Below are 16,939 nucleotides of genomic sequence, written 5' to 3' on the forward strand. Positions count from 1 at the left end.
GAGCGGCAAGGTTTCGCTGGTTTCGGGGATTTTTGGCACACTCACGGGAATATCACAAAAATATGTTGATCGAACTGGAATGCCTGCTTAAAACCTTGCGTAATCGTTAACACGCAATTGCGATTGGGGTTTTACTATATGATTGCATCTCTAAACAGGATGCTGGAACGCCATGTTCCAGAACAACGGATATACATCCGCTCGGAAAAAACCACCCGATACCTTCGGTTTTCACCGTTGGCCCAAACCTTGGTTGGCACCACAGTTGCGGCATCGTTTTCATGGATGGTAGTAGCCTCTGTTTCACTTGCAATCCAATCTATTTCTGAAAATTCCAAAAAAGAACAAGCCGAAGTTTTGCAAAGCGCCTATGAGAGTCGCCTTGCGCAATTGGCCAGTGAACGAGACCAAAGATCCTTAGAGGCCCAAACATCCTTAGAGCGATTTTACATTGCCCTGGATCAGGTTTCGCTTCAGCAATCAGAAATGCTAAAGCTAGAAGAAGAGCGCCGCGAACTGGGGCGTGGGTTAAAAATCATGCAGCGTAAACTGCAAGATGCGATCAAATCGCGCGACGAGGCCCAAGAACGCTCCGATGCCCTGCTAGCTGATCTACAGTCTGTAACCGGCAATCTGAATTCGCAGCTGGGCAGCGCCAACGATACCGAAGAGACGCTGGCCTTTGTCACCAATGCGCTAGAAGATATTGTGATAGAGCGCGATGCCCTAAGCAAGACCAGCACGCGCATGAAAGAACATGTGGCAACGCTGGAACTGGACGCGGCTCTTTTGCAAGAACGAGGCAATCAAATATTTGACCGCCTAGAGGATGCCGTTGATATTGCCCTATCACCAATGTCCAAAGCATTGGATCGAAAGGGCATTAACTCTAACGCATTGATTTCAGAGGTGAAACGGGGCTATTCAGGCACCGGTGGCCCCCTTACTCCATTGGAAATTTCCACCGAGAGTCTGTTGGCTGACGAGATGTCTGCACGCGCCAGTGGGTTGCTGCGCGATCTAGACCGCGTGAATTTGATGAAGCTGGCGATGCGCAAGGTGCCCTTGGGGCATCCCGTTGCTGGCAGCTACCGTTATACCAGCGGATTTGGCTATCGCCGCGACCCCAAAACCGGTGGTCGGCGTCTGCATAAGGGTACGGATATGGCCGGCCCGCTGAATACAAAGATCGTATCTGCCGGCGATGGCGTCGTGACCTTTGCGGGAACCCAGAGCGGTTATGGACGTTTGGTCAAGATCAAACACAGCCAAGGCTTTGAAACATTTTACGCGCATTTGAACAAGATAATGGTCAAGTCTGGACAAAAAGTCTCGCTTGGCGACCAGATAGGTGCTATGGGGAACTCTGGAAGGAGTACTGGGGTGCATCTTCACTATGAGATCCGCTTAGGCGGTCAATCGATCAACGCAAAAAACTACATGGAAGCTGCAAAAAATGTTTTCTAACAAAAAAAACGAAACTCCTCCGGCCACACCAAAGCCAGCAGCGGCTACGCCTGCAAAGCCTGCGCCAACAACAACGCCCTCGTCTTCTACATCCCCTGCCCCAGTGGCCCCAAAGGCAAAGCCACCGGCATCTGCGCTGTCTTCTGATTTGCACATCAAGGGCAACCTAAAGACCACCGGTGATATTCAAGTTCAGGGCACGGTGGATGGTGACATTCGCGCCCACCTGCTAACCGTTGGCGAGGGTTCAACAGTTAAGGGCGAAGTGATCGCCGACGATGTGGTTGTACATGGCCGTGTTATGGGCTGTGTACGTGGATTGAAGGTACGCCTGACATCTACTGCGCGTGTTGAAGGCGATATCATTCACAAGACAATCGCCATTGAAAGCGGGGCGCATTTTGAAGGTTCTGTAACCCGCCAAGATGATCCGCTGAATAAGGTTGGGACCAAGGCTGCAAAAGCCGCCGAGTAAAATCGGCTATAGTATTGCATAAATTGTAAACACTTGTTGAATTAGCCCGCAAAACGCGGGCTTTTTTGCATTTCAAATGCAATTTTTTCTGGCGGGTTTTTTAAAGTTAACGCATACTGCCTCTGGTAGAGTTGTTAACATTCATTATAGCGAGTTTGATATGCCCAAATCTTTTGCAAAATCTCTGTTCTATACTGTTGGTTGTATTGCGGCACTGGCTCAATCGCCTGCCCTTGCCCAAAGCAAGGATAATCAATTAGGGATCGTCACCGGCAGCCAAACTGGCACCTATATCAAATTCGGGAAAGACCTGCGCAAGCTGCTGATCATAAAACGGAAAAAAATCAATCTAAAGGTGCATACTTCGGTTGGCTCTTTGGAAAACGTCTACGATGTTTATAAATCCCCCAAGGCACAGCTGGGGATTGTGCAATCAGATGTTCTGGCCTTTATCGAAACCCGAGATGATGCGGATATGCAGAAAATCGCCAAGAAGGTCCGTTTGGTTCACCCACTATACAATGAAGAAGTTCATATTCTGGCCAATAGTTCTGTTGAGAGCTTTGATGATCTAGATGGGCGGCGCGTGGCCATCGGGCTAGGTGGATCGGGTACCAATCTGACCGCGACCACGCTATTGTCACTGGGCGGCGTTGGGGTAGAGCCTGTGCACACAGGGGGCCAAGATGCATTGGATGCCCTGAAGGCGGGTAAAATTGACGCCATGTTCTATGTGGCCGGTTTGCCAGTGAAATTATTTAGCGATCAGGTCAGCAAGGCCGACGGGTTAAAGTTTCTAAGCATCGAAAACGAAGGTGTAACCAGCGTCTACAACGTGAACTCTACCATTACCAAAGATACCTATGATTTTGTAACTGATGATGTGAATACCGTGGCGGTAAAGGCCGTGTTGGTGACCTATGATTACCAAAAAGGCAATTGCGGATTGGTGGGAGATGTGGGCAATGCAGTGATCGATGAAATCGACTGGTTGCGCAACAATGGCCACCCCAAATGGAAAGAGGTAGATCTGTCCTACCAATTGGCAGGCTGGACTCAATATGAATGCGTGAAAAAGGCCGCCAAGAAAAAGAAGCCCGAGTCTAAAGAATTCGACAAGTTTCTAGAGAAAGTCAAAAAGCAATAAATCTTTTGGCATTTCCGCATTGCACGTATTCGCGCCTATTCCACGGCTGTCGTTGCGGGCTATATCAATCCCCGGCCTGCGCCTCTGCGCGGGTTTTACCCGATACATCCAAGGCCAATGTGGCGGCCATGAAGGCATCTAGATCCCCGTTTAGCACGCCTTGGGTATCTGATGTTTCAACGCTGGTACGCAGATCTTTGACCATCTGATAGGGATGCAGAACATAGGATCTGATCTGGTTGCCCCAGCCGGCATCGCCCTTGTTATCATGGGCTTCTTGGATACCCTCAGTGCGTTTGCGCATTTCAATTTCATAGAGACGCGATTTCAATGCGGCCATACAGGTGGCGCGGTTTTGGTGCTGTGATTTGGCGCTGGCCTGCACAACAATCCCTGTGGGAATATGGGTCATGCGCACGGCAGAATCCGTCTTATTCACGTGCTGACCACCTGCCCCTGATGCACGGAATGTATCCACGCGTAAATCAGATGGGTTGATATCAATCTCGATATTCTCATCAACCACGGGGTATACCCAGACCGAGCTAAACGAGGTGTGTCTCTTGGCATTAGAATCAAAGGGTGAGATGCGCACCAAGCGGTGCACACCGCTTTCTGATTTTAACCATCCATAGGCATTCAGCCCCTTGATCTGGTAGGTCGCAGATTTAATCCCCGCCTCATCGCCTGCGCTTTCGGCCATCAGCTCTACCTTATATCCATGTTGCTCGGCCCAGCGAACATACATGCGCGCCAGCATATTGGCCCAGTCACAGCTCTCGGTTCCCCCTGCACCAGCATTCACCTCTAGGAAGGTGTCATTGGCATCAGCTTCGCCGCTTAGCAGGGCCTCGATCTCTTGCTTGGCGGCCTCTTTCTGAATCTTGCGTAGGGCGTCTTCGGCCTCTGTGATAACCTCTTGGTCATCTTCCATCTCACCCAATTCGATCAGATCAACATTGTCCTGTAGCCCGCCAGACAGCTCCTTGAACCCTGCAATCGCATCGGCCAGCATCTGGCGCTCGCGCATCAGTTTTTGGGCCTTCTCTGGTTCATTCCACAGGTCTGGATTTTCAGACAGCGCGTCGAATTCCTCCATCCGGTATTCGGCGGTTTCCCAATCCATGCGCTGTTTCAACAGCTCTAGGGATTTATTAATTTCGACAACGATGTTTTCTATTTCTGCACGCATTTTCGTCCCAAGGGTCCTGTTTCCCTTGTTCTACAAAGACACCGGCGCAGGGTAAAGGGCTAGTATAGCCCACCGCTGGAAAGGCTCCCAAAACTGGCCTTGCCGATGGCCTTTTTCTCGCCTGTTGCCGTTTCAACCACGACCTCTTCTTGGCCAATGCCTGATCTGTTCAGGAATTCTTGGAAAATTTCGATATCGGCACTGGCGGAAAATCCACCGTCAATAACCGTAAGCAAACCATCCAATAGCGGGTCTTCGCCAATGCGAAATAGCTCGGATACCACATGCGCGCCCTGCTCATCATCAGGCAGCTGCGCACCCGAATAGCGGTCAAACTTGGCAAAATAGGTATTCTCGGGCACCGTGAATTTGCCCGCACCATATTTTTTTACGGCCGCTTGCATAAATTGCTTGAACACTGGCCCGCACATGCCGCCCCCCGAGGCGTTACGCCCCAGAGGTGTGGGCGTATCATAGCCAATATAACACCCCGCCACGATATTGTTGGTAAAGCCTATAAACCACACATCTTTGGCCTCGTTGGTGGTGCCGGTCTTACCGGCGATCGCCACATTGGGCATGCGCACGCGGCGCGCGGTGCCGCGCTCGACCACGCCCTGCATCATTGATGTCAGGCGGTACGCGGTAACAGGATCCATCACCCGCTCGCGGTTGGTCACAATGCGCGGGGAATGCCCAGCCGCTATTTCGGGCACCGAACAATCAAGGCATTGGCGTTGATCATGGCGATAGACGGTCTGCCCAAAACGATCTTGAACACGATCTACCAAGGTAGGTTCGACGCGTTCGCCGCCATTGGCAAACATTGCATAGGAAGACACCATTTTAAACAGAGTCGATTCCTGTGCGCCCAGTGAGGCAGACAGGTTGCGTGTCATATACTCATAAACCCCGAAACGTTCGGCATAGCCGCCCACAACGCTCATCCCCACATCTTGGGCCAAGCGAATGGTCATCAGGTTGCGCGATTGCTCGATTCCGACGCGCAATGGTGCAGGCCCATAAAACTTATTCGATGCGTTTTTCGGGCGCCACAGCCCCTGTGGTGTGTCAATTTCAATCGGGGCATCTACAATGATTGAGGCGGGCGAGTAGCCGCTGTCGAGCGCCGCGGCATAGACAAAGGGCTTAAACGATGAGCCTGGTTGGCGTTTGGCCTGTGTTGCGCGATTGAACACGCTGTGCTGATATGAAAATCCGCCCTGCATAGACAAAACGCGCCCTGTATGCACATCCATGGCCATAAATCCGCCCTGTACCTCTGGAATTTGGCGTAGTGTCCAATTGCTGATGCTGCCGTCATCAGCGCGGGTCGGTTTTACATAGATCACATCGCCCACAGACCACATATCAGTCGCCGCCTTCATCCGCAGGCGCTTGCCATCCTCAAGTGCACGGTTCTTGGCCCATTTGCTCTCGACAGCAAAGGACAGGGTGCTTGTTTCGTTGACAGCAAAACCTTGAATACCGATTTGGGCGGTTTTGGCATCAACCCCCAGAACAACAGCGGGGTGCCAATCATCTATATCCCGTGGGATTGTTAAATCAGACAAGGCGGCGCGCCACACAGACTCTTCATCCAGACGATCTAACTCAATCCGCGCCACCGGCCCGCGCCAGGGGCTGTTCGCGCGGTCATATTTTTCCAGACCATCGCGCAGTGCGTTTTCGGCCTCGATCTGCAATTCTGGATCCATAGTTGCACGCACGGACAACCCGCCCGAGAAAAACTCTTCTTCACCAAAGGATACAGAAAGCTGTCGGCGGATTTCATCGGTGAAATAATTGCGTGGCGGACGTAACGAGCGGGCAGAAGCGATATCGCCTCCCTGCACGGTTACCAATTCCGAACTGCGCGCCCCGCGCGATTGATCCAAGGAAATATAGTCATTCGCATACAGCTGTCCCAGAACGTAGTTTCGCCGGTTTAGCGCACGGGCCCGTTGCTTGATCGGGTGATAATCGCTGGGGGCCTTGGGCAGGCCAGCCAAGTAGGCCACCTCTTGCAGGTTCAAGTCTTCTAGGGGTTTACTGAAATAGGTTTCAGCGGCAGCGGTTACACCATATGAGTTCTGCCCCAGAAAAATCTCGTTTAGATATAGCTCTAGGATTTTATCCTTGCCCAGTGTGCTTTCGATACGAGTGGCAAGAATAATCTCTTTGACCTTGCGCTCTAGCTTACGTGATCCATCCAGCAAGAAGTTCTTGGCAACCTGTTGGGTAATGGTGGAGGCGCCGCGCAGTTCTGCACGTTGCCCCTTAACCTTGGCCAAACCAAATTCAGCCAGCGCCTTGGCAATGCCCACCGGATCATAGCCGGCATGATCATAGAAATTCTTATCTTCGGCCGAAATAAACGCCTGTTTGACCAGATCGGGGATGTCGGGTGCTGGTGTGAACATACGCCGCTCTTGGGCGAACTCATCCATCACACTACCATCAATAGAATAAACGCGGCTGATGGTGGCGGGTTCATAGCTGGCCAACTGTTCGTGATCAGGCAGATCCTTGCCATAAACAAGGAACAGCGCGGCCAACATGGCCACCCCCAGCACAGAACCAAGAGTTCCTAGGGCAAATAGCCCACCCAACATTCGCAATACAAAACGAAGCACAGCAATTCCTTTGATCTTTGGACGAGTATAGGCCCTGCGCGCATCTGCGTCAAAGCCCCGCCCTACCCTATCGGAGGTTTGCCCCTTATTTAGGGGGTTAGACCATAGATTTAAACCTATCTTTTAGGATTGTCCTATTTCCGTAGTAAATCTGCCTGTGCGGCATCCGCTAGCGCCCATTTGTCAAGACTGGCGATAATGCCATTTACCACCTGTTCGCGCCACGCCTCGTTCAGCAAGTTACGCAGATCGCGCTTGCTGGTTATAAAGCCCAGCTCGATTAGAACCGAAGGGATATCCGGAGCCTTTAGCACCGTAAATGCAGCCGAAAGCTTTGGGCGCTTGCGTGATCTATTAACCGATGCTGCGATGCCCTCTACCAATTCCGACGCCAATGCATTGCTCCGCGCCTCGGTTTCTACCCGCACGATATCCATCAACACGGTGGCAATAGTCTCGTCCGTGCCCTCTAGATCCACACCAGCAAGCAAATCAGCGCGATCAAGATGTGCCGCCAATTGCGCCGCAGCCTCAGAAGAGGCCTTGGCAGATAGGGTGTAAACCGTGATCCCACTGGCTGATCCCCGCGCCAAGGCATCCGCATGAAGCGATAAGAACACATCAGCCCCCATGTGGCGCGCTCTCTCGATGCGACCAGTTAACGAAACAAAATCGTCCCCTCCTCGGGTCAGCTCTGCTGAATAGCGACCCGTGCGGATTAACGCTTCTTTCAGTTCCCGCGCAAAGCGTAGAACCAAGTCCTTTTCTTTATAGCCCTGTACGACCGCGCCTGGGTCAACCCCACCATGGCCGGGATCAATTGCCACCATCAACGGGCCGCTTGCGATCGGTGCTGCATCACCTGACTCCGCAAAACTTGTATGAATCTCGGACTGGCTGCTGCTGACCTGAGCGTGAAAGCTTGCCTCGCTAACGCTTCTAAGCTCTACCAATAATTCCGCATTACCGTTGGATTTATCCACACTCATTTGCGCAGTTTCGATCCCCATTGGCGCCAAAAGCGGTAAAACCAAACGTGACCATTCCGGCAAAGCCACACCAAAGCGTGCCGCACCGATTTTTTCTGATGTGGTAATCGCCTGCGCACCCGCGCTGTTCCACTCTAGAGTTTTGAAATCAAGGATCAGTCGCTTTGGCTGATCCGCGATAAATATTCGATAGGGCACGCCTTGGCTTAGGGATAACCTCACGCGCACACCACCAAACAGGCGATCGGTGATAGACGAATTATCGGGATTAATTCGCGCAATTGCCCGCAGCTCTTGCGCATCCGCCCAGTGAATCCCCATAGGCGCAAGGGCGATCACCACACCACAGATCAGGGTTTTAAACAGTCGTTTCATCACGCATATCTTTGTCGTTGTTCAAGCGTCATTCATAACGCAAGAAAAACAGATTGTAATTATGTGATTAGCAAATTATCAATAAGTCACGCGTTGAATATAAAACGCAGTCAGTTTCGTTGGTTGCGCTGCATGCGACAGGCCTAGGGTACACCCCGCCAAAGTCCGCCTCTGCACCATCAACAGGCCATGAGGGCCGCAAAAGAACAGCCTACGTGCGCATCGCGCATGGACAGCCTTAAAGGGTGATCGATAAGATCACCGGAGAAAACCGCGATGAAACGCGTGTGCAGAATCGAAAATACGATACAAGGGGCCATTGCCCTTTGCGAAAACGTGCCTGCCGCGACTGTCGCCCCTACCAATCACTCACAAACAGATTTTCCCCCATGTTCTAGGGGGTGTCGTTTTGCGTGACGAAAGAAAAACATGTCTAAAAAAATGCTTATCGATGCGACACACGCAGAAGAAACTCGCGTTGTTGTTGTAGATGGAAACAAAGTTGACGAATTTGATTTTGAGAGCCTGAATAAACGCCAGCTTGCTGGTAATATCTACCTTGCCAAGGTCACCCGAGTCGAGCCCTCTCTGCAGGCCGCGTTCATTGATTATGGTGGTAATCGTCATGGTTTCTTGGCCTTTGCAGAAATTCATCCAGATTATTACCAAATTCCTGTAGCCGATCGCGAGAAGCTGTTGGAAGAGGAAGAGGCCTATGCCAAGGCTATAGCCGAAGAGGCCGAGAAAGCCGCCAAGGCCAAACCACGTAAATCTCGCAGCCGTCGCCGGAAATCAAATACCGCCGCAGCAGCCGCCGCCGAAGATGCGATTGTTACCTCCGAGGTGATCGAGGTTGCAGAGAGCGATTCTGGTCTGGTGGATGTCCCAGAAGCCAGCGATGTCGATGCCCCTGTTGAAAGTGCCGTATCCAGCGAGGAGCAAAGTGCCCCAGCGGAGGCCGACGCGCCAATCGAGGCAGAAGCAAAGGCGGATACACCCATAGAAGAGAGTGCCCCTGCCGAGGTATCAGAACCAGCCACAACCCAAGAGGTGATTGAGGCTGAAGAGAGCGAAGACGAGGATGATTCTGACGAGGATGCGCAGATCGATGATGGCATCGAATCTGTAGCGGACGAAGACGTCGAAGAAGAAGTCCGCCCGCGCAAACCGCGCCCACGCCGCTATAAAATCCAAGAAGTCATCAAAGTACGCCAAATTCTACTGGTTCAGGTGGTCAAAGAAGAGCGCGGCAACAAAGGTGCCGCACTTACCACATATCTATCGCTTGCGGGCCGCTACTGTGTCTTGATGCCAAACACTGCGCGCGGTGGTGGAATATCGCGTAAAATCACAAATGCCCAAGACCGCAAGAAAATTAAAGATATCACCAGCAAGCTAGAGGTCGCCAAAGGCGCTGGCCTGATCGTACGTACCGCCGGTGCCAAGCGATCCAAAGACGACATCATCCGTGATTATGAGTATCTAACCCGGCAGTGGGAGCAGATCCGCGATCTAACACTAGAAAGCATCGCCCCTGCACAAATCTATGCTGAAGGCGATCTGATTAAACGATCGATTCGCGACCTGTACAATAGCGACATCGACGAAATCATCGTCGAGGGCGAGCGCGGCTTCGAGGCCGCACAAGCCTATATGACCATGCTGATGCCTACGCATCTAAACCGCGTAAAACAATACACAGATCGCATGCCTCTCTATGCGCGTTTTCAGGTTGAAAACTATCTAGGTGGTATGTTCAACCCAACGGTTCAGCTGAAATCTGGTGGCTATATCGTGATCGGCGTTACGGAAGCCTTGGTTGCAATAGACGTGAACTCTGGCAAAGCAACCAAAGAAAGTTCAATTGAGAAAACGGCTCTGAAAACCAATCTTGAGGCAGCGGAAGAAGTGGCCCGCCAATTGCGCCTGCGCGATCTGGCTGGACTGATCGTGATTGATTTCATCGATATGGAAGAGCGCCGTAACAACACCGCCGTTGAAAAACGTATGAAAGACAAGCTCAAGAACGATCGCGCCCGCATTCAAGTTGGCCGCATCTCTGGCTTTGGTCTGATGGAAATGTCACGGCAACGCCTGCGCCCCGGTATGCTAGAGGCCACAACCAAGGAATGCCCGCATTGCTTGGGCACAGGGTTGGTGCGCTCTGACGACAGCCAAGCCCTATCCATCTTGCGCGAAATCGAAGAAGAAGCCGTGCGCAAGCGCACCAAAGAGGTGGCCGTTACGGTGCCCGTGGCGATTGCCAATTATCTACTAAACCACAAGCGCGATAATATCGGCCTGATTGAAACCCAATATGGCCTGTCTATTGTCATCGAGGCCTCGCCAGCAATGATAGGCACCGAATATCAGCTGGAAAAACGCAAAACATCCTCGCGCATTGTGGCCGATCCGATCGAAATCCCCACTGCATTTGTGGTCGAGAGCGATGTCGCGTCTGAACCAAATCCAACACCGACCAACGAGTCAGATGAAGACAAGCCCAAAAAGCGCCGCCGCCGTCGTCGTCGTCGTGGCCGCAAGGATGATGCAAACACCCAGAACCCAGAACAAAGCACGGAACAGGTAGATCAGGCAGATACCCCCCCTGCACCAGAGCAATCAGACACGCCAAACGCAGCAGAAGATACTGTAGTCGAGCCTGTAAAGCCCGCAGATGAAACACCTGAACCCGAGGTGAAGACACCGCGCAAACGCGGCCGCCCCCGCAAGAAGGCCGTAGCCGCTGTCGAAACGGCCACAGATGCAGAGACCCCTCCTGCAGAGGCCAGCACAGAAGAGCCGGCGGCGGTTGAACCAGTGGCAGAGGTTGCGGAAAAACCTGCACCAAAAAAACGTGCCCCGCGCAAGCGCAAGCCAAAGGCAAGTGAAGAGGCCACCGTAGCAGAAGACAACGCGGCGACTGCCACAACTGCCGAGGACCAAGCCCCTGAAGCGGAAGAAAAGCCCAAGCGCAAACGCGGACGTCCGCGCAAGGTGGTGGCCGAAGACGCAGCGGAACCCGCAAGTGAAGAAGCCGCAGCGAAACCTGCAAGTGAAGAAGCCGCAGCGAAACCTGCACCAAAAAAACGCGCCCCACGCAAAAAGGCCGCCGCAAAACCAAAAGTTGAAAAAACAGTCGCCGAGAAACCAACCCCCGAGGTTGCACCAGCAGCAGAGATCACCCCAGAGCCAGTTCCTGAGCCTGTGGTCCCTGCTCCGGCCCAGGCGGAAACGGCGGTTTTGGAACAACCTGCCCCCGAAGAACCTAAGGCCAAGCCCAAGCGGCGTGGCTGGTGGTCTCGCTCCTAATTTTTCAAAGGCCCGCAAATTGCGGGCCTTTTCACATTTAAGCACATTTTTGCGGGTTCAAGATTTGGGGCTGGACGTTGCGCGCCTAAATTAGCACAGTCGCCCCATGAAACATGTTCTTAAATTCGCCGTGCTTACGTGCGCCCTTGCCTTCAATGGGCTGACAGCCCAAGCACAGAGCCTAATCCGCGATGCGGAAATCGAAAGCTCTCTTCGCAAAATTGCCGCCCCTCTGTTAAGCGCCGCCGGGCTTTCACAGAATTCAGTGAATATTTATGTGGTTAACAACAGATCAATGAACGCCTTCGTTGCCGGTGGGCGTAACATTTTCATCCATCACGGGTTGGTCACACGCCTGAAAACAGTCGAGCAATTGCAGGCGGTTCTGGCTCATGAAATTGCCCATATTACCGGTGGTCATTTGGCTCAGAGATCCTCTGATCTGGCCCGCGCGCGCACCGCAGCTGGACTGGGCTTGTTGCTAAGTGGGGCCGCCGCCGCTGCAGGTGCTGGTGAGGCTGCAATCGGATTGGCTGCCGGTAGTCAGAGCGCGGCCACACGTAGTTTTCTAAGTCATACAAGAGCACAAGAGGCCAGTGCAGATCAGGCTGGCGTACGCTATTTATCGGCGGCTGGTATTCCGCCCAAGGCAGCACTAGAGGTTTTAGAGATTTTCCAAGGTCAAGATCTGCTGACCGCCAATCGCCGCGATCCCTATACGCTTACACATCCTTTGAATTCTGCGCGGATTTCTGGCCTACGGGGCTTTGTCGCGGGTAGTACTGTTAAGGCGAAAAAATCGGACAGCGCCTATTGGTACCAACGAATGCGCGCCAAATTCATTGGCTTTACAGGCAGTCCGCGAACCGTTCTACGCAGAGTTTCCAAATCTGATAAATCTGAAATCGCAACCTATACACGCGCCATTGCGTATCACCAAAAACCCGATAAAAAGCGCGCCGCCCAGGAAATTAATCGGCTGATCAGCCAGTACCCCAATGATCCCTATTACCACGAGTTAAACGGGCAGTTCCATTTAGAGAATGGCAATGCCAAATCCGCTGTTACGGCCTATCGCAAGGCGGTATCCCTATCTAAAAACCAGCCCCTGATCCGCGCAGGCCTTGGGCGCGCATTACTGGCCGCCAAAAGCCCCGAGGCATTGGGTGTCTTAAAAAAGGCCTATTCAGCTGATCCGCGCGACAGCAGAATGCTACGCGATCTTGCGTTGGCCTATGCGCAAAACAAACAACCTGGTCTGGCCTCGGCAATCACCGCAGAACGCTATGCGTTGAACGGGAATTTTAAGGTGGCCGCCACCCATGCAAAGCGCGCACAGGGACTATTACCACGGGGGTCTTCTGGCTGGATTAAGGCCGAGGATATTTTGATCCTGTCAAAGCGTACTTCCACAAAAAGCAAGCGGTAAATCCGCCAGTGACCCCTGCAAAGATGCTTTTAACCCACCGTAAAATGGCGTATACGCGAACAAGGCTCTAGGCCTTTGGCATACCACGAGGGAAGCATGAACGAAAAAGATCAAAACTCTGACGTAAAATTCATCGAAGCATTGGCTGCTGTTCTTGAACAGAGCGATTTGGCAGAGGTCCGCGTAAAGCGCGACTATGGCGATGACAAAACACTTGATGTACGCGTAACACGCTCTTTTGCGCCCACAGGAAGCGTGGTCGCAGCACCTGCACCTGTTGCCGCGGCACCGGCGCCAATCGCCGCCGTAGCCAGCGCACCCGAGGCACCAGCGGCCGCATCTGATGACCCGGCTGGCCACCCTGGCGCGGTAACATCGCCAATGGTTGGCACCGCCTATTTACAACCAGAGCCCAGTGCCCCTGCATTTGTTAAGGTTGGTGATTCCATCGAAGAGGGTCAAACAATCCTGATCGTTGAAGCGATGAAAACCATGAACCAAATCCCAGCCCCTAAATCAGGCAAGGTTGCGCGGATCTTGGTGGATGACGGAACGCCAGTAGAATTCGGCACACCACTGATTATTTTAGAATAATCGCGGGGCAACGGGATGTTTTCAAAAGTATTAATCGCGAACCGTGGTGAAATTGCCCTACGGGTTATTCGTGCCTGTAAAGAGCTGGGCATCGCCTCGGTTGCGGTTCATTCGACCGCGGATTCAGATGCCATGCATGTGCGCATGGCCGACGAAAGTGTCTGTATTGGGCCGCCTTCGGGCACCGACAGCTATCTTTCTGTGGCTGCAATTATTGCCGCATGTGAAATCACCGGAGCCGAAGCCGTGCACCCGGGCTATGGGTTTCTATCAGAAAATGCCGCTTTTGTGCAGGTGTTAGAAGATCACGACATCACATTCATTGGGCCAAGTGCAGAGCACATTCGCTTGATGGGTGATAAAATCACAGCCAAGGATACCATGAAAAAACTGGGCGTGCCCTGTGTTCCTGGATCTGCTGGTGGGGTTCCGACAATCGAAGAGGCACATAAGGTCGCCGATGAGATGGGCTTCCCTGTGATTGTAAAGGCCACCGCAGGTGGTGGCGGGCGCGGCATGAAGCTGGCCCAGACCAAGGCAGATTTGGACGAGGCGTTTTCCACGGCCCGCGCCGAGGGCAAAGCCGCCTTTGGCAATGACGAGGTCTATATCGAGAAATACCTGACCCTGCCCCGTCATATTGAGGTACAGGTTTTTGGGGATGGCAAAGGCCGTGCGGTGCATTTGGGCGAGCGTGATTGTTCGCTACAGCGTCGCCACCAGAAGGTTTTTGAAGAGGCCCCCGGCCCCACAATCACCGAAGAATTGCGTACACAGATCGGTGAAACATGTGCCAAGGCTGTAGCTGATATTGGGTATTCCGGTGCTGGTACCATCGAGTTTTTGTATGAGAACGGCGAGTTTTATTTCATTGAAATGAATACCCGCCTTCAGGTGGAACACCCTGTAACGGAAACCATTTACCGAGTTGATCTGGTAAAAGAGCAGCTGCGTGTCGCCGCAGGTGAAGATATGACCTTCGTACAGGATGACCTTGAAATTAAGGGCCATTCGATCGAGGTACGTATCAATGCAGAGAAGTTGCCAAATTTTGCACCCTGCCCTGGCAAGGTAACACAGTTTCACGCCCCGGGTGGGCTGGGGGTTCGTATGGATTCCGCTCTTTATGCCGGATATTCAATCCCACCCTATTACGACAGCTTGATCGGCAAGTTGATCGTATCTGGTACCAACCGCCCAGCAGCACTGGCACGCCTAAAGAGGGCCTTGGGCGAACTGGTGATCGATGGTATCGATACGACCCTACCCCTGTTTGATGCGCTGTTAAACGAAGAGGCCATTCAAACCGGCGATTACGATATTCACTGGTTGGAAAAATGGCTGGACGCACAAGACGTTTTGTAAGGGGGCTGGGGTGAGCGAAGAAATCACCCCACTTCTGTTACTTCAGGCCTATGCCTCTGGCATCTTTCCGATGTCAGAGAGCGCCTCTGACCCAGAAATTTTCTGGGTAAACCCCGAGAATCGCGGGGTATTTGAAATTGGTAAATTTCACATCTCGCGCTCGCTACGTCGTCAAATCCGCCAAGGTAATTTTGAAGTGCGTTTCAACAGCTGTTTTGCGGATGTTGTCCGGGCCTGTGCAGATCGCCCAGAAACATGGATCAATGCTGAAATATTTAACCTATATTGCAAGCTTCACGAGATGGGTTATGCGCACTCGCAAGAAATATTCGTTAACAATCAATTGGTTGGAGGGGTATACGGGGTAACACTGGGCACTGCTTTCTTTGGCGAGAGCATGTTTTCCCGCGCCCCGAATGGATCTAAATTGGCACTCGCCTATTTGATGCAACGCCTAGAGTATGGCGGCTATACCTTGTTTGATACACAATTCATCACTGATCATTTGGCAAGCCTTGGGGCCATAGAAATTCCCCGAGCGGATTACCAAGCGCGTCTGAAACATGCCCTGAAATCCAAGGCCGATATTACAGCGATTGATCCCGGTTTTTCAAAACCCTAGACAGGATACCATTGCGCGCCTTTGTCCCAACGATAAAATGCTTTTTGACCATCTTACGATATTTGTGCACCAATAGAATTTTCTGCCCATTTTGACGTCTGAAACTGAGGTCTAGCATATCCATCTTATGATCTTTAACAAAATTAGATACAGAAACAATCGCGGCATTATCTCCGTTGGGGATCGTTTCCAAGACTTTGCGAACCAAGACCTGCATCTGGCTGATAATTTCTAGAGCGCGTTTATGGGAAATCTTGCCATTTTCAAACCGAATCAATGTTTTGCATTTGAATTGTACACAGGTTCTTGGGCGCTCTTTATCGTATATTTCACACTTGGTTGAGAAATTTTTACACGGCAGCCGAAAACGGGCTTCGCCATTTTTATCGTCTGTCACTTCGATCAAATCTGTATTGTCGGTATCATACAGCTTTGCCGTTTTGAATAATGAGCCATTGCAACATAATCCACACATTAAGCACGGATGACTCTGCGCATTCGTTTCCAATGTTCCTACTCCACAGATGGCGCAGCGATACAGCGCAGAACCCATACATCATAGCGCGGATGTTCCATCGCAGACAATGCAGGGCTAGAGGCAATCATCCAGCCCTCGAACAAGGTTGCCTCGCTAAGGTTTGAAGAAATCAACAGATGCACAAATGCATCCGAATTCAGCGCATTGCTGGGATAGCGGCATTCATTCACCGTCAGGGTGATTTTGGCGTGTTCGATGCTGGAACCGACCGCTACGTCATAGTCCTGAACCTGACCATTTATCCGATCAAGCGTACGCAAAATCGCACCGACACCATCAACTGTCGGCTGATCAATTTGCGCCGGCGCTGCCGTTCCCAACAAAACCAAGACAAGAGAGAGCCACTGCTTCATTTGTTGCCAGACACAAATTTTAACAGCAGTGAAACCAAGCTCACTGATCCCTGTGTATCCAAGAACTCGCCGCCCCGTTCCATCGCGAAATCTGATCCGCCAGGCAGAATTTCTACGAATGACCCACCCAGCAGACCTTCTTGGCTGACGGCCACACCGCTGTCATCTGGAATTTTTAAATCCTGGTACAGCTCTAACACGACCTCAGCGCGGAAGCTTTCCGGATCAAGTGCCAAATCGGTAACGGTACCGATTTTCACCCCGGCCATGCGCACATCGGTCCCAGCACCGATCCCATCAGCAGAGCGAAACGACGCCTTTAGCTCGAACCCTTCGCTACTGGCAACAACGCCAGAACTGTTGACCAAATAGCTGAGAAAGCCGATTGCTGCGATAAGAACCACGGCGCCAACGCCGGTTTCCATTTTTGAATTAGACATGTTTT

14 protein-coding genes are annotated in these 16,939 nt (G+C 52.1%); 8 read left to right on the forward strand and 6 right to left on the reverse strand.

Annotated elements, in window-relative coordinates; all coding sequences use genetic code 11:
* Window positions 1-138: 138 nt before the first annotated feature.
* The 3 genes from QQL62_RS03215 (at window position 139) to QQL62_RS03225 (ending at window position 3,089) form a co-directional block, all read left to right on the forward strand.
* Complete coding sequence (locus tag QQL62_RS03215; RefSeq protein ID WP_284376098.1) at window positions 139-1,467, forward strand: DUF5930 domain-containing protein; 1,329 nt, start codon at window positions 139-141, stop codon at window positions 1,465-1,467.
* Complete coding sequence (locus tag QQL62_RS03220) at window positions 1,457-1,942, forward strand: bactofilin family protein (protein ID WP_284376099.1); 486 nt, start codon at window positions 1,457-1,459, stop codon at window positions 1,940-1,942. The genes QQL62_RS03215 and QQL62_RS03220 overlap by 11 nt, the downstream gene beginning before the upstream one ends.
* A gap of 160 nt (window positions 1,943-2,102) precedes the next feature.
* On the forward strand, window positions 2,103-3,089 hold the full coding sequence (locus tag QQL62_RS03225; RefSeq protein WP_284376100.1) for a TAXI family TRAP transporter solute-binding subunit: 987 nt from the start codon (window positions 2,103-2,105) through the stop codon (window positions 3,087-3,089).
* A gap of 64 nt (window positions 3,090-3,153) precedes the next feature.
* Here the strand turns inward: QQL62_RS03225 and prfB are convergent, their stop codons facing one another.
* From prfB to QQL62_RS03240, 3 genes are all read right to left on the reverse strand, one after another.
* Window positions 3,154-4,281, reverse strand: a complete 1,128-nt coding sequence (gene prfB, locus QQL62_RS03230) for a peptide chain release factor 2 (RefSeq protein WP_284376101.1) — start codon at window positions 4,279-4,281, stop codon at window positions 3,154-3,156.
* A gap of 59 nt (window positions 4,282-4,340) precedes the next feature.
* Window positions 4,341-6,917, reverse strand: a complete 2,577-nt coding sequence (locus QQL62_RS03235; RefSeq protein ID WP_284376102.1) for a penicillin-binding protein 1A — start codon at window positions 6,915-6,917, stop codon at window positions 4,341-4,343.
* A 134-nt stretch (window positions 6,918-7,051) separates the two neighbouring features.
* Window positions 7,052-8,281, reverse strand: coding sequence for an N-acetylmuramoyl-L-alanine amidase (locus QQL62_RS03240; RefSeq protein ID WP_284376103.1), 1,230 nt, complete (start codon window positions 8,279-8,281; stop codon window positions 7,052-7,054).
* Between the two features lie 429 nt (window positions 8,282-8,710).
* Between QQL62_RS03240 and QQL62_RS03245 the strand changes: the two genes are divergently transcribed.
* From QQL62_RS03245 to aat, 5 genes are all read left to right on the forward strand, one after another.
* Complete coding sequence (locus QQL62_RS03245; protein ID WP_284376104.1) at window positions 8,711-11,593, forward strand: Rne/Rng family ribonuclease; 2,883 nt, start codon at window positions 8,711-8,713, stop codon at window positions 11,591-11,593.
* Between the two features lie 106 nt (window positions 11,594-11,699).
* Window positions 11,700-13,022: a M48 family metalloprotease gene (locus tag QQL62_RS03250; RefSeq protein WP_284376105.1), complete on the forward strand. Its 1,323-nt coding sequence runs from the start codon at window positions 11,700-11,702 to the stop codon at window positions 13,020-13,022.
* 96 nt (window positions 13,023-13,118) lie between these two features.
* The gene (gene accB / locus QQL62_RS03255) at window positions 13,119-13,616 is read left to right on the forward strand and encodes an acetyl-CoA carboxylase biotin carboxyl carrier protein (RefSeq protein ID WP_284376108.1); all 498 of its coding nucleotides are present in this window, start codon (window positions 13,119-13,121) and stop codon (window positions 13,614-13,616) included.
* 15 nt (window positions 13,617-13,631) lie between these two features.
* Window positions 13,632-14,981: an acetyl-CoA carboxylase biotin carboxylase subunit gene (gene accC / locus QQL62_RS03260; protein WP_284376109.1), complete on the forward strand. Its 1,350-nt coding sequence runs from the start codon at window positions 13,632-13,634 to the stop codon at window positions 14,979-14,981.
* 10 nt (window positions 14,982-14,991) lie between these two features.
* On the forward strand, window positions 14,992-15,603 hold the full coding sequence (aat, locus tag QQL62_RS03265) for a leucyl/phenylalanyl-tRNA--protein transferase (RefSeq protein ID WP_284376110.1): 612 nt from the start codon (window positions 14,992-14,994) through the stop codon (window positions 15,601-15,603).
* Here aat and QQL62_RS03270 read toward each other — a convergent pair.
* From QQL62_RS03270 to mlaD, 3 genes are read right to left on the reverse strand one after another with little or no spacing between them, the layout of a single operon-like run.
* The gene (locus QQL62_RS03270) at window positions 15,569-16,111 is read right to left on the reverse strand and encodes a YkgJ family cysteine cluster protein (protein WP_284376111.1); all 543 of its coding nucleotides are present in this window, start codon (window positions 16,109-16,111) and stop codon (window positions 15,569-15,571) included. The genes aat and QQL62_RS03270 overlap by 35 nt on opposite strands.
* Before the next feature lie 5 nt (window positions 16,112-16,116).
* Entirely contained in the window at window positions 16,117-16,494 is a 378-nt protein-coding gene (locus QQL62_RS03275; RefSeq protein WP_284376112.1) for a DUF2155 domain-containing protein, read from the reverse strand.
* A complete protein-coding gene (gene mlaD, locus QQL62_RS03280; RefSeq protein WP_284376113.1) occupies window positions 16,491-16,934 on the reverse strand; it encodes an outer membrane lipid asymmetry maintenance protein MlaD in 444 nt (147 codons plus the stop codon). Before mlaD ends, QQL62_RS03275 begins: the two co-directional genes overlap by 4 nt.
* Window positions 16,935-16,939: the final 5 nt, after the last annotated feature.

It is taken from the genome of Amylibacter marinus (assembly GCF_030160015.1).
Lineage (GTDB): Bacteria > Pseudomonadota > Alphaproteobacteria > Rhodobacterales > Rhodobacteraceae > Amylibacter > Amylibacter marinus.